Here is a 17,854-nt window from a genome sequence, read left to right on the forward strand (position 1 = left end):
CCTGATTGACTTTATCTCCTCCCATCCGGGCACGAGACAAAGTCAGACCAGACGTTCTCGCAGATAGGCGAGCGCACGGGGCCACGCTTCGGCCCAGTCGGCCGGCTCGCCTGGGTCGACCGGGCTGACCCAACCACTTCCCGCGCGCCTGTAGGCAAGGATAGGCGTGTCAACGACCGTCAAGGTGTCACCGAAAGTGACAGCCGCCGTGACGGTCTTGGTGGCCGCCAGGGCGATTACCGTGTCGACCCCGCCTGCTACGCCGATCGCGCCTACGCGGCCGGTGCCATAGCGACCGTTGGCCAGCCAAGCGGCGGTGGCGCGCATGTCGTCGGTGAGCCGCGCCGGCGTCGTCGTCGCTCGATTCACGGTGCAGGCGACGAATCCTGCTTGCGCTACGCTCTTGGCCAGCGCGCGTGCGAAACTGTCTGGTGCGTCGAGGCCGCCGATCACGAGCACCGCCGGCTGGCGCCCGCGCGCACGGGCGGGAATCGCCATATAGCCATGAAGCTCGCGGCCCTCGCCGATCGGCCAGTGAACCGCCGCTTCGTTGACCTCAAGATCGGGCGGGGCCAGCTTGGCAGCGAGCGCGGCGCCTGGCAGCATAAGCCCGCTTGCCAGCAGGGCGCGGCGATCGATCAAGGCTTGGGCTGCTCGCCGCCATAGCGCGCGAACCAGGCGAGGATCGCCGACGCCTTGGCCGCCGCCTGCGATGGTCGCGCCGCGATCCCGCCATGGCTTGCACCCGGCACCTTGACCAGCGCGGTCGGCACGCCGCGGATCTGGAGCGCGGCGTAGAGCTGCTCGCTCTCGCTCACCGGCGTGCGATAGTCCTGGCTGCCGACCACGACCAGCGTGGGCGTCTTGATGTTGCCGACCAGGCTTAAGGGCGACCGTGCCCAATAGGCCATGGGATCCTCCCACGGCCGCTTGCTGAACCAATAGGCCGAGGTGAAGGTGGTCGCGTCCATCGTCAAAGCTTCGCTGATCCAGTTGATCACCGGCTTCTGCGCGGCGGCCGCCTTGAAGCGATCGGTCTTGCCGACGATCCAGGTGGTCAGCACGCCGCCGCCCGATCCGCCGGTGACGTAGAGCCGGTTGGGATCGGCCGCGCCGGCGGCGATCGCCGCATCGACCGACGCCATCAGGTCGCCATAGTCGTCGCCCGGATATTTGCGGTCGATCAGATTGGCGAACTCGGCGCCGTAGGACGTGCTGCCGCGCGGATTGGTATAGAGTACGGCATAGCCGGCGGCGGCATAAAGCTGATCGTCGGTCGAGAATGCCGGGCCGTAGGCCGAATTCGGGCCGCCATGGATTTCGAGGATCAGAGGCAGGCGTTGTCCCTCCTTGCCCGGCGGCGTGACCAGCCAGGCATCGATCTCGCGCCCGTCGGGGGCCTTGACCGGCAGTTTGCGAACGCTTGCCAGCGCCTTGGCGCCCAGGATGTTGTCGTTGAGATGGGTGAGCTGACGCCCGGCCACATAGACGTCGGCGGGGTGAAGCGCATCGCCGCCGGTATAGGCGACCATACCGCTGCGCGATACGCTGAAACTGCCACCGGTATAGGGCCGGTCGAGTTCGCCGCCGGTAAGCCCCTCGGCGATCCTGGTGACCTTGCCGTCGAGCCCGATCCGCGCAACCCGCTTCACGCCATGCTCGTCATAGGAGACGATCAGCGACCGGCCTTCCGCCGCCCAGTACGCGCGGTCGATGCTCTGATCGAGATTGGCGGTAAGCGAGCGTGGTCCGCCGCCGTCGATCGCCATCACGTAAAGCTGGGTGTTCTCGTACGAGCGGCGCTTATCGTCGAAGCCGAGATACGCGACATTCTTCCCGTCGGGCGATACGACCGGATCGCTGTCGGGGCCGAAGCGCTTCGTCAGCGCCGTCAGGCTGCCGCTGGCGATGTCGAGCGCATAGACTTCCGAATTGTTCGGCTCACGCTCCCAATCGGGGGTGCGGACCGCGCTGAACAGGATGCGACGCCCGTCGGGCGTCCAGGACAACGGGCCCGAATCGTCATGGTCGCCGAAGGTCAGCTGGCGTGGCGCGCCGCCATCGGCATCGACGATGAAGATATGATCGAAACCGGGCTTGAGATAGCCGCCGCCATCGGCGCGATAGGTGACCTTGTCGATCACCTCGAGCGGATCGGCCCAATTTGCGCCCTCGGGCTTGGCGGGCGCGCTGCCCAAGGTCGGGGCGGTGCCGGGAACGGTGAGGGTGTAGGCGATGCGCTGGCCGTCGGGCGACCAGCTGATCGCGCTCGGGCTATCGGGCAGCCCGGTGATGCGCGCGGTGGCGCCGGTTGCCATCCAGCGCACGAACAATTGCGGATTGGCACCCTCCGCGGTCGAGACATAGGCGAGCCGCTTGCCGTCGGGGGACCAGCGCGGGCTCATATGCGATCCGCTCCCGGCGACGAGCGGGGTCTGCACGCCGGTGCGGACGTCGACCAGCCACAATGTCTTGCGGCTGCGATCGGTCATGATGTCGTTCGATTCGCGGGCGTAGACGATCTGGGTGCCGTCGGGGCTGATCTGCGGCTCTGTCGCGACCTCAAGATCGAACAGATCCGCGCCGGTGAAGGCGCGGGTCGGCCCGGTCGGCGATGCGGCGAAGGCGGGCATCGCCACGGTGGCGAGGAGGAGGGCGGCGAGGGGGAGGAAGCGGTTCGTCATGCCACCAGCATGGGCGGCTTGCGGGCGTGCTGGCAAGAGGGGTGTCCGGAGGCGGACAGGTATACCCACCGCGTGGCCCTGCAGGGCACCCGCCAAAGTACAACTTTGGCGTGACCCGGTGAAGGCGCAGGGCCCCATGTCCCTTCCCACGAGCGCTGCCGATGGTTGATAGAGAGATCGGCCCCTGCCTGCGCAGGCAGGGGCGACGGGAGCTAGAAACTCATCTCGTCATAGACCTTGCTCAGGTCGCCTGCCCATTCGCCATGGTAACGATCGAGCAGGCGCTGTGCCGGCACCTTGCCGCTCTCGACGATCTCGCGCAGCGGATCGAGGAAGCCGGTCTCGTCGTCGCCGGCACCATTGAGCCGCTTGCGCGCGGCGAGGCCCTTGTGCGCGATCTCGAGGATCTCCTTGCCAAGCTGCTGGAAGGTGCGCCCGCGCGGGCCCTTCGCCGCCAGGCCGAGCCGCGGCACTTCGGCGCGGATGCGGTTATGATCCTCGATCGTCCAGTGCTTGATCTCGTCCCAGGCGGCATCGAGCGCCTGATCGTCATAGAGCAGCCCGACCCAGAAGGCCGGCAGCGCGCAGATCTTGTTCCACGGCCCGCCGTCGGCGCCGCGCATCTCGAGAAAGCTCTTGAGCCGCACCTCGGGGAAGGCGGTCGACAGATGGTCCTTCCAATCCTCCAGCCGCGGCGTCTCGCCGGGCAGGACGGAGAGTTTGCCGTCGAGGAAGTCGCGGAAGGAGAGGCCCGCCGCGTCGATATATTTGCCGTCGCGGAAGACGAAATACATCGGCACGTTCAACATGTAATCGGCATAAGCCTCATAGCCGAAGCCCTCGTCATAGACGAACGGCAGCATGCCGGTGCGATGCGGATCGGTGTCGGTCCAGATGTGGCTGCGATAAGAGAGAAAGCCGTTGGGCTTGCCCTCGGTGAAGGGCGAGTTCGCGAACAGCGCGGTCGCGAGCGGCTGCAGCGCCAGGCTGACGCGGAATTTCTTCACCATGTCCGCCTCGCTCGCATAATCGAGGTTGGTCTGGATGGTGCAGGTGCGCAGCATCATGTCGAGGCCGAGCGAGCCCACGCGTGGCATGTGGCGCAGCATGATCTCATAGCGGCCCTTGGGCATGATCGGCAGTTCGGCGCGGGTCTTGTCGGGCCAGAACCCTAGCCCGAGGAAACCGATGCCGAGCTTGTCGCCGATTTCCTTGACCTGCTTCAGATGGCGGCCTGCCTCGGCGCAGGTCTGGTGGAGATTGTCGAGCGGGGCGCCCGAAAGCTCGAACTGGCCCGCAGGCTCGAGGCTGATGCCGCCATCGGCGCCGCTCAGCGCGATGATGTTGCTGCCTTCGTAGACGGGTTCCCAGCCGAATTTCGTCATCCCGATCAGCAGCGCGTGGATGCCGCCCTTCTCCTCGTAGGAAGGGGCGTGATGATCGGAACGGGCGTACGTGAATTTCTCGTGCTCGGTGCCGATCCGCCAGTCTTCCCTCGGCTTTTCGCCTCCGGAAAAGACACCGATCATGTCGGCGCGGCTCTCGATCAGGGGGTCGTGGCCGGCGTCGGCGCTGCGTGTCGTCATGGGCGCGCCAATAGCTCTGTACCGATCGGTACGCTAGCGGATTTGGAAGCGCGGTTTCACCAGTCGCCGGCAGCCGCCATCCACACCGCGATCGCGGCGGCGGCGGCAGTATCGGCGCGCAGGATGCGGGGGCCGAGGCTGACCGGGCAGGCGCCGGCTACCCCGGCGATGATCCCGCGTTCCTCGTCGGTGAAGCCGCCTTCCGGGCCGATCAGGATCGCCGCGGGGCCTTGCTTCGCGACCTGCGCCAGCGGGGCACCGCCGGTTTCGTCGGCGAAGATCAAGGCGCGCCCGGCGTCCCAGCTGCGAAGCAACGTCTCCAGCTTCACCGGCTCCTCGAGCACGGGGAGCGCCGTTCGATCGCATTGCTCGGCTGCCTCGATCGCATGCGCGCGCAGCCGATCGAGGTTGAGCCGGTCGACGATCGTGCGCCGCGTGATCACCGGTTGGAGCCGCGCGACGCCGAGCTCGGTCGCCTTCTCGATCAGCCAGTCGATTCGGCCTTTCTTGATCGGCGCGAACAATAGCCAGAGATCGGGAACGGCCTCACGCTCGCCGAGTTTGTCCTGGATGCCGAGGGTGATGGCGCGTTTCGCGACATCGCTGACGGTCGCGAGCCATTCGCCGGTGCGATCGTCGAACAGCCGGACGGGATCGCTAGCCTTGAGCCTCATCACATTGGCGAGATAGTTGGCAGGCGCGCCATCGAGGGTAATGACGGTGCCTGCCTCAAGCGGCTCGTCGATGAACAGGCGAGGCGTGCTGGCAGGCGGCCAGGCGGGAGTAGCGGGCATTTTTCTCACATATATCGTCGCCCCTGCGCAGGCAGGGGCCCATCTCTCTTCCCACGAGTGCTGTCGATGGTCGATAGAGAGATGGGCCCCTGCCTGCGCAGGGGCGACGGAAAAGAGATGCAGCAACCCACAATCGTTCCCGATAGCGAACACCGCCGGCCGCTCGCCTTGCTCCCGAGTCGCGTGCGCGATCTGGTCCAGCTTGCCCGCTTCGATCGTCCGATCGGCGCATGGCTGCTCTACTGGCCCGGCGCATGGGCGGTCGCGCTGGCCGGCGGCGCCTTCGCCCGCTGGGATCTCCTGCTCTGGATCGCGCTCGGCGCGCTTGCAATGCGCGGCGCCGGCTGTGTCTATAACGATATCGTCGATCGCGATCTCGATGCACGCGTCGCCCGCACGCGCGATCGTCCGCTGGCGAGCGGAAGGCTGCCGCTCAAGCTCGCCTGGGCGTATCTGATCGGCCTTTGCCTGATCGGCCTGGTGGTTCTGCTCCAGATCAATCGCACCGCGCAGATCATCGCCTTGCTCAGCCTTGCGCCGGTCGCGGCTTACCCCTTCATGAAGCGGATCACCTGGTGGCCGCAGGCCTGGCTCGGCATCGTTTTCTCGTGGGCAGGGCTGGTCGGCTGGCCGGCGGTGACCGGATCGGTCGCGCCGGCGATGCTGCTTCTCTATCTCGGCGCGATCTTCTGGGTGATCGGCTACGACACGATCTACGCCTTGCAGGATGTCGAGGACGATGCGCTGGCGGGGGTCAAATCCTCGGCCCGCGCGCTCGGTGCGCATGCCCGCGGCGGGATCGCAATCTTCTATGCGCTTGCGCTCGTCCTGTGGGGAGGCGCTTTCTGGGCGGTCCGCCCCGATCCGCTCGTGCTCGTCGCGCTGCTCCCCGCCGGCCTGCATTTCGGCTGGCAGGTGATGGGCCTGCGCCGTGACGATCCCGCCGATGCGCTGATGCGTTTCCGCGCCAACCGTTTTGCCGGGCTTCTGGTCTTCCTCGCCTGCCTTGCAGTCGGCACGGCATCGCGCTGACATTCAGGGGGTGACCTCGCCTCTCATGCTGCTTAAGGGCAGGCTCATGTTTTCCGTTGCCGATGCAGAATCCCGGGTCGCCGATCTCGTCGCGGCCGCACGCCGCGCCGGGGCCGATGCCGCCGATGCCGTCTATTTCCGCAACCAGTCGACCGAGGTGCAAGTGCGCCTTGGCGCGCTCGAAGACGTAGGTCGTTCCGATGGTGAGGAGATCGGGCTGCGTCTCTTCGTCGGCAAGCGTTCCGCCAGCGTCTCGTCTTCGGATCTTTCGTCGGACGCGCTGATCGCGTTGGTCGATCGTGCCGCCGCGATGGCGCGCGAGGCGCCCGAGGATGAGTATGCCGGCCTGGCGCCTGCCGATCGCCTGCTCACCGGCAGCGCGATCGACGTCGATGGCGACGATGGTGCCGATCCTTCGCCGGCTGCGCTTAAGGAACGTGCGCTTGCCGCCGAGGAAGTCGCACGCGCCGTAGAAGGCATCACCAACAGCGAAGGCGCGGGCGCGAGTGCGGGCCGCACCCTGATGGCGCTCGCCACCTCAACCGGCTTCGCCCGCGGCTCGATCACGTCGGGCTATGGCTGCTCGGCGAGCGTGATCGGCGGCACCGGTGCCGGCATGCAGCGCGATTATGCCTATCATTCGACGCGCCATCTCGTCGATCTCGAGGATCCCGAGGCGATCGGCCGCCGTGCTGCCGAGCTGACGGTTGCCCGCCTCAATCCCGGCAAGCTCGCGTCGGGGCCGATGCCGGTCGTATTCGATCCGCGCGTGGGGAGCAGCCTGCTCGGCCATCTCGCCGGTGCGATCACCGGCGCCGCGATCGCGCGCCGTACCAGCTTCCTGCTCGGCAAACTCGGTGAGCAGGTGTTCGCCAAGGGACTCACCATCCGTGATGATCCGCATCGCCCGCGCGGGCTGCGCAGCCGCGCCTTCGATGGTGAAGGTCTGCCGACCAGCGCGATGGACATCATCGCTGATGGCGTGCTCACGACCTGGCTGCTCGACAGTGCTTCGGCCCGTCAGCTCGGGCTCGCGCCGACCGGTCATGCCAGTCGCGGCGGCAGTGGCGCGCCCGGTGCCGGCACGTCGAACCTCTTTCTCCAGCCGGGAACGGTTTCGGTCGATGGCCTGATCGCCGACATCAAGCTCGGCGTGTTCGTCACCGAACTGATCGGGCATGGCGTCAACGGCGTCACCGGCGATTATAGCCGCGGTGCATCGGGCTTCGCGATCCGCGACGGCAAGCTGGTCGAGCCGGTCGCTGAGATCACCATCGCCGGCAATCTCAAGGACATGTTCCTGAACATGGCCGCGGCCGACGATCTCGAATTCCGCCGCGCGATGGATGTGCCGACGGTCCGTATCGACGGGATGACGGTCGCTGGTGCCTGATCGGCTGATCGACGCGGTCGCGGACATCGCGGCCGAGGCCGCCGCGTTGGCGCTCAGCCGCTGGAAGACCGATTATCGCACGTGGGAGAAGGAGCCCGGCCATCCGGTATGCGAGGTCGATCTCGCGGTGGATCGCCTGCTCAAGGCTCGGCTTCACGCGCTGCTGCCCGAAGCCGGTTGGTTGTCGGAGGAAACCGCGGATAGCGAAGAGCGGCTTGGTCATCCCCGTGTGTGGGTGGTCGATCCGATCGACGGCACGCGCGATTATCTGCGCGGGCGAACCGGCTGGTGCGTCTCGGTGGCGCTGGTCGAGAATAATCGCGTTGTGTTGGGCGTGCTCGATGCCCCGGCGCGCGATGAGCGTTGGCGGGCTGTGCTAGGCGAAGGTGGCACCCGCAATGGCGTGCCGCTTCGCGCCTCGACCCGCACGGAGATGCCCGGCGCGCGCGTGCCGGCCGACACCTTGCCCAAGATCGATAGCGATCTGGTCCTGGTCCCCCGGCCCAACTCGATCGCGCTGCGCATCGCGAAAATCGCCGCCGATGAGGCCGATCTCTCCGCCAGCCTGCGCTGGGGGCATGAATGGGATATCGCCGCTGCGGCGCTGATCGCCGAGGAAGCGGGCGCCGTCGTCACGGATGCGCTGGGCGTCCCGATCCGCTACAATTCACCGAAAGGCGAGGCATTCGGCGTTCTTGCCAGCGCGCCAGCGATCCATACCGCTGCGGTGGCAAGGCTCAGCGAGCGGGCGATCGTGGCGAGCATTCGCTGAGAATCGTCTAGCGGCGCGGCACCCTCAACCGTGGCAATTCGATCGCCGGGCAGCGATCCATCACCACCTTAAGCCCCGCCGCCTCGGCCCGTGCCGCGGCGGCTTCGTTGACCACCCCGATCTGCATCCAGACCGATTTCGCCCCAGCCGCAATCGCCGCATCCACTGCTTCGCCGGCAGCTTCGGGGCGACGAAAGATATCGACCATATCGATCGGCTCACCGATCTGGCCGAGCTCGCGCCAGACATATTCGCCATGCACATGCTCGCCGGTGATCTGCGGATTGACCGGCAGGACGCGATAGCCCCAATCCTGCAGCACCTTCATTACGCCATAGCTCGGCCGACCGGGGCGATCGGATGCGCCGATCAACGCGATCGTGCGGGTTTCGGTGAGGAGTTCGGCGATATCGGCGTCGGATGTGAGTGGCATGATCGTCAGAACACCGGGGAGGCGGAAGGGTTCAGCCAAGCGCGCACCGCTTCGGCGATAGCGCGAAACGGCGCAGCCTCGGCGCCGAAGCCGGCCGCCGGGGGATCGCCGGCATCCGATGCGCGGCGGATGTCGATCGAGAGCGGCACCCGGCCCATGAAGGGTATTTCACGCGCCTTGGCCTCTGCCTCGGCACCCCCATGGCCGAAAGGATCGGAGACCTCCCCGCAATGCGGGCAGACGTAACCCGCCATATTCTCGACCAAGCCGATGATCGGAATGTTGGCCTTGGCAAACAGATCGATCGCGCGCATCGCGTCGATCAACGCCAGGTCCTGCGGGGTCGAAACGATCAGCGCGCCGGCCGGGCGGTGCTTCTGGATCATAGAAAGCTGCACGTCGCCGGTGCCCGGCGGCATGTCCACGATCAGCAACTCGGTATCGCCCCAGTGGGCGTCGACCAACTGGCCGAGCGCATTGCCCGCCATCGGCCCACGCCAGGCGATCGCCTGGCCCGGCGCCACCAATTGCCCCATCGACAGCATCGGCACGCCGAAGCGGGTGGGGACGGGGATCAATTTGCCGTCCTCGGCGGTCGGTTTCTCGTTGGCATCGAGTAGTCGCGGCTGCGAGGGGCCATAAATATCGGCATCGACCAGCCCGACGCGCAGGCCGGTTCTGGCCAACGCGACGGCGAGGTTGGCGGCGAGAGTCGACTTCCCGACCCCGCCCTTGCCGCTGGCCACTGCAAGCAGGCGCGGGCCGCCACCGCCGCGCTCGGCGGTCAGCGCGATCCGTACCGTTTCGACATCGGCCTCGGCCAGGAGGGCGGTGCGTACCTGCTGCTCGAGCGCGGCGCGGCCGACCGGATCGATCCCGCCGACCTCAATGACGACATCGACCGTTCCGCCCGATCGGGTCGGCCGGGCGGCGCGGCCGGAGGTGATCAACCCCCGGCCGGAAACGGGATCGGGCACGCTATCGAGCGCATGGGAAAGAGCATCGGGATCGGTCATGCGCCGTCACATAAGCACGCCGCGCGGGGAGACCACTGTTTTTCCCCAAGACCAGCCCTATAAAGGCCAAATGGACAACAAGATTAGCGGACCCTTGCTGAATGAGGGCGGCCCTTGGGGCAGCGGCTCGGGTGGTGGCGATTCGGATGGGCCGAAAAGCCCGTGGAGCCCGCGTCGCAAGCCCGACGGCAAACCCGGCCCCTCCGCGCTCGACGCGCTGATCCGGCGCGGGCGCGCGCGTCTCGGTGGCGGCGGCGGGGGCGGCAGCGGCCCGATCAACTTCGATTTCGGCGGGATCGGCCGGTGGGTCGTGCTGGCCGTCATCCTGCTCTGGATCGCGCTGACCAGCACCCATACGATCGGGCCGCAGCAGCGCGGGGTCGTCACCCGGCTTGGCAAATATGTCAGCACGCTCGGTCCAGGCCTCGGCTTCTCGCTACCGGCGCCGCTCGACATCGTCACCAAGCTCGATGTCGACAATATCCATGTCATCGATATCGATGGGGCCGGCGAGAGCAACGGCGGCCAGAATCTGATGCTCACCGGTGACGAGAATATCCTCGATCTGGACTATTCGGTGCGCTGGAACATCCGCGATCCCGAACTCTACATGTTCGAGCTCCAGGATCCCGACGGCACGATCAAGGAAGTCACCGAAAGCGCGATGCGTGAGGCGATTGCCCGCGTGAGCCTTAATGACGCGATCGGTCCGCAGCGCGGCCAGATCGAGGCGCGGGTCGCCGCCCGCGCCCAGGAATTGCTCGATAGCTATCGATCCGGCGTCGCCATCCAGGGCGTGGCGATCAAGAAGGCCGATCCGCCGAATGCGGTGATGGACGCCTTCAAGGAAGTCTCTGCCGCGCAGCAGATGGCGCAATCCTATCGCAATCAGGCCGGCGCCTACGCCACCCAGGTCACCGCCCGCGCCGATGGTGAGGCGGGCGCGTTCGATCGCGTCTATGCGCAATATAAGCTCGCGCCGGGGGTCACCCGCCAGCGCATGTATTACGAAACGATGGAGAAGGTGCTGGCCAAGACCGACAAGACGATCGTCGAGGCGCCGGGCATCACGCCCTATCTGCCGGTTCTGCCTGCGCAGAAGGCACCGCAGGGAGCGGCGAAATGATCGACCTCGTTCGCCGCAACCCTTTGCTGTGGGGCGGTTTCGCCCTGGTCGTCCTGGCCTTGGGCGCAAGCTCGCTCGCGGTCGTGCCCGAAACCAAGCAGGCCCTCGTGCTTCAGTTCGGCAACCCGGTTACGATCGTCAACGGCTATGACCGCAAGGAAGAATTCGGACGTACCGGTGCCGGCGTCTTCTGGCGGGTCCCGTTCGTGCAATCGATCGTCTGGGTCGACAAGCGCGTGCTCGATTTCGACATGCCGCGTCAGGGCGTTCTCTCGACCGATCAGCAACGGCTCGAGGTCGACGCCTTCGCGCGCTATCGGATCGTCAATCCGGTCAAGATGTATGTGGCTGCCGGCAGCGAGCGCCGTGTCGCCGATGCATTGAAGCCGATCCTCGGTTCGGCGCTGCGCAACGAGCTCGGCAAGCGCGAGTTCAAGGACTTGCTCAGCCCCGAGCGTGACGAGGTGATGGGCAATATCCGCACCGCCCTCGCTCGAGTCGCCGCGCAATATGGCGCGGAGATCGTCGATGTCCGGATCAAGCGTGCCGATCTGCCGGACGGCACGCCGCTCGACAGCGCGTTCAATCGCATGAAGACCGCGCGTCAGCAGGAAGCGCGCTCGATCGAGGCCGAAGGCCGTCGCGCGGCCCAGATCATCATGGCCGATGCCGATGCCAAGGCGGCACAGACCTATTCGGCCAGCTTCGGCAAGGATCCCGATTTCTACGATTTCTATCGGGCGATGCAGTCCTACCGGGTGACCTTCGGGACGGACGACGAGAATCCGCGTGGGGCCGCTTCGGTGATATTGTCGCCGGACAATGCCTATCTGCGCCAATTCAAGGGCCAAAAATAACAGCCCGCCGCCATTCAATATCCGTTCAGCCGTGGATCGGCACTCCTCGCCGCCCGTTACGGTCCGCGGAGTCCTTCCGACGGCTTGTCAGCGAATTAGGAGTTTCGCCCAGTGCGATATGCTTATGCGATCACTGCCGCTCTTTTGGTGGGGGGTGCCGCCGCGACCGTCGCGTCGCAGCAGCCTTCCGGCGGAGGTGTAGCCCAGAACGCGCCCGAGCAGATGGCCGCGGTGGCGCCGCGCGGCGCGCCGATGAGCTTTGCCGATCTCACCGCCAAGCTAGCGCCCGCAGTCGTCAACATCTCGACCACGCAGAAGGTGCAGGTCAATCGCCCGCAGAGCCCGTTCTCGGGCACCCCTTTCGAGGATTTCTTCCGTCAGTTCGGCGGCCAGGCTGGCCCGGGCGGTGGAGGCGGCATCGGCGACGATGGCAAGCCGGTCACGCGCGAGGCGACATCGCTGGGATCGGGCTTCATCATCTCGTCGGACGGTTACATCGTCACCAACAACCACGTCATTTCGGGCGTGCCGACCGAACAGGGCAAGGTCACCGTCTCCACGGTCACCGTCACCCTGTCCGATCGCAAGGAGTATAAGGCGACCATCGTCGGCAAGGACGCCACCTCCGATCTGGCGGTGCTCAAGATCGAGGCGAAGGGGCTGCCCTTCGTCCAGTTCGGTGATTCGACCCGCACGCGCGTCGGCGATTGGGTGATCGCGATCGGCAATCCATTCGCGCTCGGCGGCACGGTCACCGCCGGCATCGTCTCGGCGATCCACCGCTCGATCAGCCAGGGCGGCGGCGCCTATGATCGCTACATCCAGACGGATGCGGCGATCAACCAGGGCAATTCGGGTGGTCCGATGTTCGACCTGAACGGCAACGTCGTCGGCATCAACACCGCCATCTACTCGCCCACCGGCGGCAACGTCGGCATCGGCTTCGCCATTCCCGCCGAGCAGGCGAAGCCTGTCGTCCTACAGCTGATGAAAGGCGAGCGCGTCCATCGCGGCTATCTGGGCGTCGGCATCCAGCCGATGACCGAGGATATCGCGGCTGCGCTCGGCTTGCCCAAGGATCATGGGCAGATCGTTTCGCGCGTCGAGCCGAGCCAGCCGGCGGCGCGTGCGGGTATTCAGCAGGGCGACGTCATTCTCAAGGTCGCCGGGCAGGAGATCACGCCCGACAACACTTTGTCCTACATCGTCGCGCGCCTGACGGTCGGCTCCAGGGTCCCGATCGAGTTGCTCCGCAACGGCAAGCCGATGACCGTCACCGCGGTCCTGTCGGAACGTCCGCCCGAGGATCAGCTTGCCTCGACCGACGACGATCAGGACGACGGCAACCCGGCCACCCCGCCGGGGCAGAGCGCCCCGGCCTCGGTGCGCGCCGCCATCGGCCTGTCGCTGCAGACGCTCACGGCAGCGCTCGCCCAGCAGCTCGGATTGCAGGCGCCGGTGAAGGGCGTGGTGGTGACCGGGGTCGATCAGTCGAGCGACGCCGCCAGCAAGGGCATCCAGCCGCGCGACATCATCCTCGCGATCAACCAGCGCCCGGTGGCCAGCACGGCCGAAGCCGCCGCGGCGATCGATGCCGCGAAGAAGGCCGGGCTCAAGACGGTGCTGTTGCTGATCCAGCGCGGCAATCGTCCGGCGACCTATCTGGGCGTCGATCTGCAGGGTAAATAAGGCAGGGGCGGGCGGTGTGAGCCGCCCGCCTCCACCCGGGTCAAATTTTACAGGCGTTCATCGCCCGCGGCTCGGGCCTCGGCCCCTGGGCTTTGTAGAGCGCCAGATAGCCGCCAGCCTGCGGCATCTTCATCCGCTTCACCAGCATATAGCCCACCGTCTTGAATTCGCAGTCGAGCAGGGCTGGCGGCGTGCCATGATTTTGCGTCGGCCGGTCGGCATCGACCACGACGACCTCGCCGCCATTCGATAGTGCCGGCCGCATCCGCCATAGGAATTCGTACGGCTCACCCACTTCATGGTACATATGGACCATGAAGATCCGGTCGAAGCTGCCGGCGGGCAGGCCGGGATCGGTCGGCTGGCCGAGCCGGACAGAGACATTGTCGAGATGCTCGCGATAGATCCGGTCGGCCAGCTGGTCATGATAGGCGGGCACGATATCCTCTGCCAGCACGCGGCCCCTGGCGCCGACCTTCGCCGCCAGCCGCACCGTATAATAGCCTTCGCCGGCGCCGATATCGGCCACCGTCATGCCCCGGACCACGCCAGCGGCCTTCATCACCGCTTCGGCCTCGCCGCGGCGATCGCGATCGGGTTCGTTCGACCATGTCGCCGATACGATCTTCGCCACCGGCCGGTCGGCCTGGGGAAAGCCCGCCGACGTGCGCGTTTCTTCTGCGGCCTTATGGAGGTGGCACCCGGCTAATGACAGCGCCGCGATCAGCGCTGTGGCCTGTCTCACTCGACGTCCTCCACCTCGACCGTCTCGCCCGTCACGCGCTGCGAGAGGGCAGCGGCCATGAACTTGTCGAGATCGCCATCGAGCACGTCGGACGGCGCGGTCGAGGTGACGCCGGTGCGCAGGTCCTTCACCAGCTGATAGGGCTGGAGCACGTAGGAGCGGATCTGGTGGCCCCAGCCGATATCGGTCTTGCTGGCATGCTGCGCGTTGGCGGCCGCCTCGCGCTCGGCCAGTTCGCGCTCGTAGAGGCGCGCACGCAGCTGGTTGTAGGCTTCGGCCTTGTTCTTGTGCTGCGATCGCTGATTCTGGCACTGGACGACGATGCCGGTCGGCAAGTGGGTGATGCGCACCGCCGAATTGGTCGTATTGATGTGCTGGCCGCCCGCGCCCGAGGCGCGATAGGTGTTGATCCGCAATTCGCTTTCGTTGATGTCGATCTGGATGTCGTCGTCGATCACCGGATAGACCCATACCGACGAGAAGCTGGTATGGCGCCGTGCCGCGCTGTCATAGGGGCTGATCCGCACCAGCCGGTGGACGCCGCTCTCGGTCTTGGCATAGCCATAGGCATTCTCGCCCTTGAGCAGCAGAGTGGCGGATTTGATTCCGGCCTGCTCGCCCGAATGGTGATCGATCAGCTCGACCTTCATGCCGCGGCGTTCGGCCCAACGCGTATACATGCGCTGGAGCATTTCGGCCCAATCCTGGCTCTCGGTTCCGCCGGCGCCGGCATTGATCTCGATATAGGAGTCGTTGGCATCGGCCTCGCCGGCCAGCAGCGCCTTGATCTTGTCCCGCTCGGCACGTTCGGCCAGCGCCGCCAGCCCGGCGACGCCCTCGTCGACCATGCCTTCGTCGCCTTCGGCCTCGGCCATCTCCATCAATTCGATCGTATCATCGCGTTCGGACTGGATCGCCTTGACCGCCTCGATCGCCTCGTCGAGCCGACGGCGCTCCTGCATGACGCTCTGCGCCTGCTTGGGATCGTCCCACAGCTTCGGATCTTCGACGCGCGCATTGAGCTCATGGAGCCGGCGGACAGCGCGGTCCCAGTCGAGAAAGCGGCGGACCAGCGCCAAAGCGGCGTCGATCTGGTCGATATGGGTTTGCGCTTCGGCGCGCATGGGCGAATCTCCGGTGTTCTGATGGTCCGCGACACCCGCCGCGATCCAGGCCCGTCAGTCGAACTGGGCCCCGGCGATGATTGCCGGGGGACGGGATGATCTCCCAGTTAGTAGATACCCCCCGACTTGCCAAGAAGTCGCTGTCGCTATGGATCGCACGGCGTGGGGCGGCGCGGACGGTTTCCTGATGATTGAGCGCGCGGCGCGGCTCGCTCTCGGGCTTGAATGCTTCCCATATCACCGGCGCCTTGGGATCGCCTTCGGTGGGCCAGCTCCCGAATATCTTGCGGCCCGAACGGCGATCGATCGCAACCATGCGGATGCCGGGCGCGATCTTGAACGGGACGATCGGCATATCCTTCATCGCCACCTGCGCGAACTGGCGGAAGATCGGTGCGGCAATCGTGCCGCCCTGGACATAGCCCCCCATCGGGCGTGGCTTGTCGTAACCGATATAGACCCCGCCGACGAGATCGGGCGATCCGCCGACGAACCACACGCTGGTCGGGCCGCTATTGGTGCCGGTCTTGCCGAACAAGGGCCGGCCGAGATCACGCAACACGGTCGCGGTGCCACGCTGGACGACGCCCTCCATGATGTGCACCATCTGGTAGGCGGTCATCGGATCGATCACCTGCGCCGATCGCGGGCGCGGGCGCGGCATCGCGCCGCCATTCCAGTCCCTGGCATTGCAGCCTTCGCATGGACGGTTGTCAGCCTTCCAGATCACCTTGCCGCGGCGATCCTGGACGAAATCGATGAGGGTCGGCTTCAAACTGCGCCCCTGATTGGCGAGCATCGAGTAAGCATTGACCATCCGCAGCACGGTCGTGTCGCCCGCGCCGAGCGAGTAAGCGATATAGGGTTTGTAATCGCCTACGCCGAACGCCTTGGCGACCGCGACGACCTTCTCCATGCCCGCCTGCGATGCCGCGCGTACCGTCATCAGGTTGCGCGATTGCTCGACCCCCCAGCGCATCGTCTGCGGCCCGGCATAGCCGCCCGAGAAGTTGCGGAAGCATTTGGTGCCGAGCTGCGCGGTCTGGAAGACGCAGAACGGCCCGTCCTCGATGATCGAGGCCGGCGTCATGCCGCTTTCGAGCGCCGCCATGTAGACGAACGGCTTGAACGAGGACCCGGGCTGGCGCTCGGCCTGCGTGGCGCGGTTGAACGGCTCCTTGCTGTCGAACCCGCCCTGCATCGCCAGAACCTGGCCGGTGTGCGGGTTTTCGGCGACCATCCCGCCCGAAATCTCGGGGATCGATCGCAGCGCCCAGCCGCTGCCCGCCGGCGCCACGATCACGACATCACCGGCCTTGAGGAAATCGAACGCGCGGCCACCGACGCCGCGCTTGGGCGCGGCCGCACCCCACGGGAACAGGCTGGAGGTGGTTCCGTCGGTGAAGCCCAGATCAGCCTTGGCCTGGTCGCGCGACAGGATCACCGCGACGCGCCAATTGCTGTAGCCGGCGCCGACCTGGACATGCGCGAGGCGATCGGGCCAGCCTGGGCCCGGATCGATATGACCCGCGCGTCCGCGCCAACCGCCGGCGGCCTCGAACCGCGCAAGGCCATCGCGCAACGCCTGCTCCATCGCCTTCTGGGCGACGGGATCGAGCGAGGTCCGTACCCACAGGCCGCCCGAATAGACGCTGTTCTGGCCGGTATCGGCATCCTCGCCATATTTGGTCATCAATTCGCGCCGGACTTCCTCCATATAATAACCGTCGAACGCGCGCTCGGCATCGCGGCGGGCATCCGAACGCTCGACCGTCCCGAGCGGGGTCGCGTTGGCGGCCTGCGCCTCGGCCGCGGTGATGTAGCCGTTGGCCACCATCTCGCGCAGCACATAAGCGCGCCGCTCCAGCGCGCGGGCAGCGTGGCGTTCGGGGTCGTAATTGGAGGGCGCCTTGGGCAGCACCGCGAGATAGGCCGCCTCGGGTACCGTCAGGTCCTTGGCCGATTTGTCGAAATAGGCGCGCGCGGCCGCCTCGATGCCATAAGCGTTCCGGCCGAGGAAAATCTGGTTGAGGTAGAGTTCCAGGATCTGCTGCTTGGTCATGGCGCGCTCGATGCGCATCGCCAGCGCGACTTCCTTGACCTTACGGGTAGGCGAATATTCGTTGCCGAGCAGCAGGTTCTTCGCGACCTGCTGGGTGATGGTCGATCCGCCGCGCGCGCGCTCGCCAGTGCCGCTTTTGCGGGCATAGTCGAACACCGCGTACAGGAAGCTCATCGGATCGACGCCGTGGTGGTGGAAGAAATCCTTGTCCTCGGCCGAGAGGAAGGCGTGGACCACCTGCGGCGGCAGTTCGTCGTAGGAGAGCTCGACGCGCCGCTCGCGCGCGAAGCTGTAGATCGGCGTGCCGTCATAAGCGCGCACGTTGGTGGGCAGAGGTGGCTGGTAGTTCAGCAGCGCTTCCGCCGACGGAAGCCCGCGCAGGAAGAGCATCCAGAAGGCCGCATAGCCGATGACGAGCATCGCCAGGATGCCGACGGTCCAGCGACCGCGCCGCCGTCCGAGAAAACGGCGCGCGCGTTCGCGCAGCCCGAGATGCGGGAGTCGCCAATGGGGGAGAGCAAGCTTCACCGGGTTGCGTCTA

The 17,854-nt window shown here is 66.4% G+C and carries 15 protein-coding genes; 6 read left to right on the plus strand and 9 right to left on the minus strand.

Annotated features, from left to right (window positions below; all coding sequences use genetic code 11):
• Nucleotides 1–42 precede the first annotated feature (42 nt).
• The 4 genes from AB4Z44_RS21365 to AB4Z44_RS21380 all read right to left on the minus strand — a co-directional run bounded on the left by AB4Z44_RS21365 (nt 43) and on the right by AB4Z44_RS21380 (nt 5,064).
• Complete coding sequence (locus AB4Z44_RS21365) at nt 43–642, minus strand: hypothetical protein (protein WP_404711663.1); 600 nt, start codon at nt 640–642, stop codon at nt 43–45.
• Complete coding sequence (locus tag AB4Z44_RS21370; protein WP_404711664.1) at nt 639–2,684, minus strand: prolyl oligopeptidase family serine peptidase; 2,046 nt, start codon at nt 2,682–2,684, stop codon at nt 639–641. The genes AB4Z44_RS21365 and AB4Z44_RS21370 overlap by 4 nt, the downstream gene beginning before the upstream one ends.
• Nucleotides 2,685–2,896: 212 nt before the next feature.
• Nucleotides 2,897–4,270, minus strand: coding sequence for a glutamate--cysteine ligase (locus AB4Z44_RS21375; RefSeq protein WP_404711665.1), 1,374 nt, complete (start codon nt 4,268–4,270; stop codon nt 2,897–2,899).
• Nucleotides 4,271–4,326: 56 nt separating this feature from the next.
• A complete protein-coding gene (locus AB4Z44_RS21380; RefSeq protein WP_404711666.1) occupies nt 4,327–5,064 on the minus strand; it encodes a 16S rRNA (uracil(1498)-N(3))-methyltransferase in 738 nt (245 codons plus the stop codon).
• A gap of 117 nt (nt 5,065–5,181) precedes the next feature.
• Between AB4Z44_RS21380 and ubiA the strand changes: the two genes are divergently transcribed.
• Genes ubiA through AB4Z44_RS21395 form a run of 3 tightly spaced genes read left to right on the plus strand, consistent with a single transcriptional unit; the run spans nt 5,182 to nt 8,261 of the window.
• Nucleotides 5,182–6,096: a 4-hydroxybenzoate octaprenyltransferase gene (gene ubiA, locus AB4Z44_RS21385; protein ID WP_404711667.1), complete on the plus strand. Its 915-nt coding sequence runs from the start codon at nt 5,182–5,184 to the stop codon at nt 6,094–6,096.
• 46 nt (nt 6,097–6,142) lie between these two features.
• Nucleotides 6,143–7,489: a TldD/PmbA family protein gene (locus tag AB4Z44_RS21390; protein ID WP_404711668.1), complete on the plus strand. Its 1,347-nt coding sequence runs from the start codon at nt 6,143–6,145 to the stop codon at nt 7,487–7,489.
• A complete protein-coding gene (locus AB4Z44_RS21395) occupies nt 7,482–8,261 on the plus strand; it encodes an inositol monophosphatase family protein (RefSeq protein WP_404711669.1) in 780 nt (259 codons plus the stop codon). The genes AB4Z44_RS21390 and AB4Z44_RS21395 overlap by 8 nt, the downstream gene beginning before the upstream one ends.
• 7 nt (nt 8,262–8,268) lie before the next feature.
• Here AB4Z44_RS21395 and AB4Z44_RS21400 read toward each other — a convergent pair whose 3' ends face one another.
• Nucleotides 8,269–8,694 carry a CoA-binding protein gene (locus AB4Z44_RS21400; RefSeq protein ID WP_404714303.1) on the minus strand — a complete coding sequence of 142 codons (426 nt, stop codon included), beginning with the start codon at nt 8,692–8,694 and terminating at the stop codon, nt 8,269–8,271.
• Nucleotides 8,695–8,699: 5 nt separating this feature from the next.
• A complete protein-coding gene (locus AB4Z44_RS21405; protein ID WP_404711670.1) occupies nt 8,700–9,710 on the minus strand; it encodes an Mrp/NBP35 family ATP-binding protein in 1,011 nt (336 codons plus the stop codon).
• Between the two features lie 70 nt (nt 9,711–9,780).
• Here AB4Z44_RS21405 and hflK point away from each other — a divergent pair, with 70 nt between their 5' ends.
• From hflK to AB4Z44_RS21420, 3 genes are all read left to right on the plus strand, one after another.
• Nucleotides 9,781–10,836, plus strand: a complete 1,056-nt coding sequence (hflK, locus tag AB4Z44_RS21410) for an FtsH protease activity modulator HflK (protein WP_404711671.1) — start codon at nt 9,781–9,783, stop codon at nt 10,834–10,836.
• A complete protein-coding gene (gene hflC / locus AB4Z44_RS21415) occupies nt 10,833–11,693 on the plus strand; it encodes a protease modulator HflC (RefSeq protein ID WP_404711672.1) in 861 nt (286 codons plus the stop codon). The genes hflK and hflC overlap by 4 nt, the downstream gene beginning before the upstream one ends.
• A 111-nt stretch (nt 11,694–11,804) precedes the next feature.
• Nucleotides 11,805–13,382, plus strand: coding sequence for a Do family serine endopeptidase (locus AB4Z44_RS21420; RefSeq protein WP_404711673.1), 1,578 nt, complete (start codon nt 11,805–11,807; stop codon nt 13,380–13,382).
• Between the two features lie 40 nt (nt 13,383–13,422).
• Here AB4Z44_RS21420 and AB4Z44_RS21425 read toward each other — a convergent pair whose 3' ends face one another.
• From AB4Z44_RS21425 to AB4Z44_RS21435, 3 genes are read right to left on the minus strand one after another with little or no spacing between them, the layout of a single operon-like run.
• Nucleotides 13,423–14,127 (minus strand): class I SAM-dependent methyltransferase, encoded by a 705-nt coding sequence (locus tag AB4Z44_RS21425; protein WP_404711674.1) that lies wholly within the window; start codon nt 14,125–14,127, stop codon nt 13,423–13,425.
• Nucleotides 14,124–15,251 (minus strand): peptide chain release factor 2, encoded by a 1,128-nt coding sequence (prfB, locus tag AB4Z44_RS21430; protein WP_404711675.1) that lies wholly within the window; start codon nt 15,249–15,251, stop codon nt 14,124–14,126. Before prfB ends, AB4Z44_RS21425 begins: the two co-directional genes overlap by 4 nt.
• Nucleotides 15,151–17,841: a penicillin-binding protein 1A gene (locus tag AB4Z44_RS21435; RefSeq protein WP_404711676.1), complete on the minus strand. Its 2,691-nt coding sequence runs from the start codon at nt 17,839–17,841 to the stop codon at nt 15,151–15,153. Before AB4Z44_RS21435 ends, prfB begins: the two co-directional genes overlap by 101 nt.
• Nucleotides 17,842–17,854 lie beyond the last annotated feature (13 nt).

This window comes from Sphingomonas sp. MMS24-J13 (genome assembly GCF_044905095.1).
Lineage (GTDB): Bacteria > Pseudomonadota > Alphaproteobacteria > Sphingomonadales > Sphingomonadaceae > Sphingomonas_I.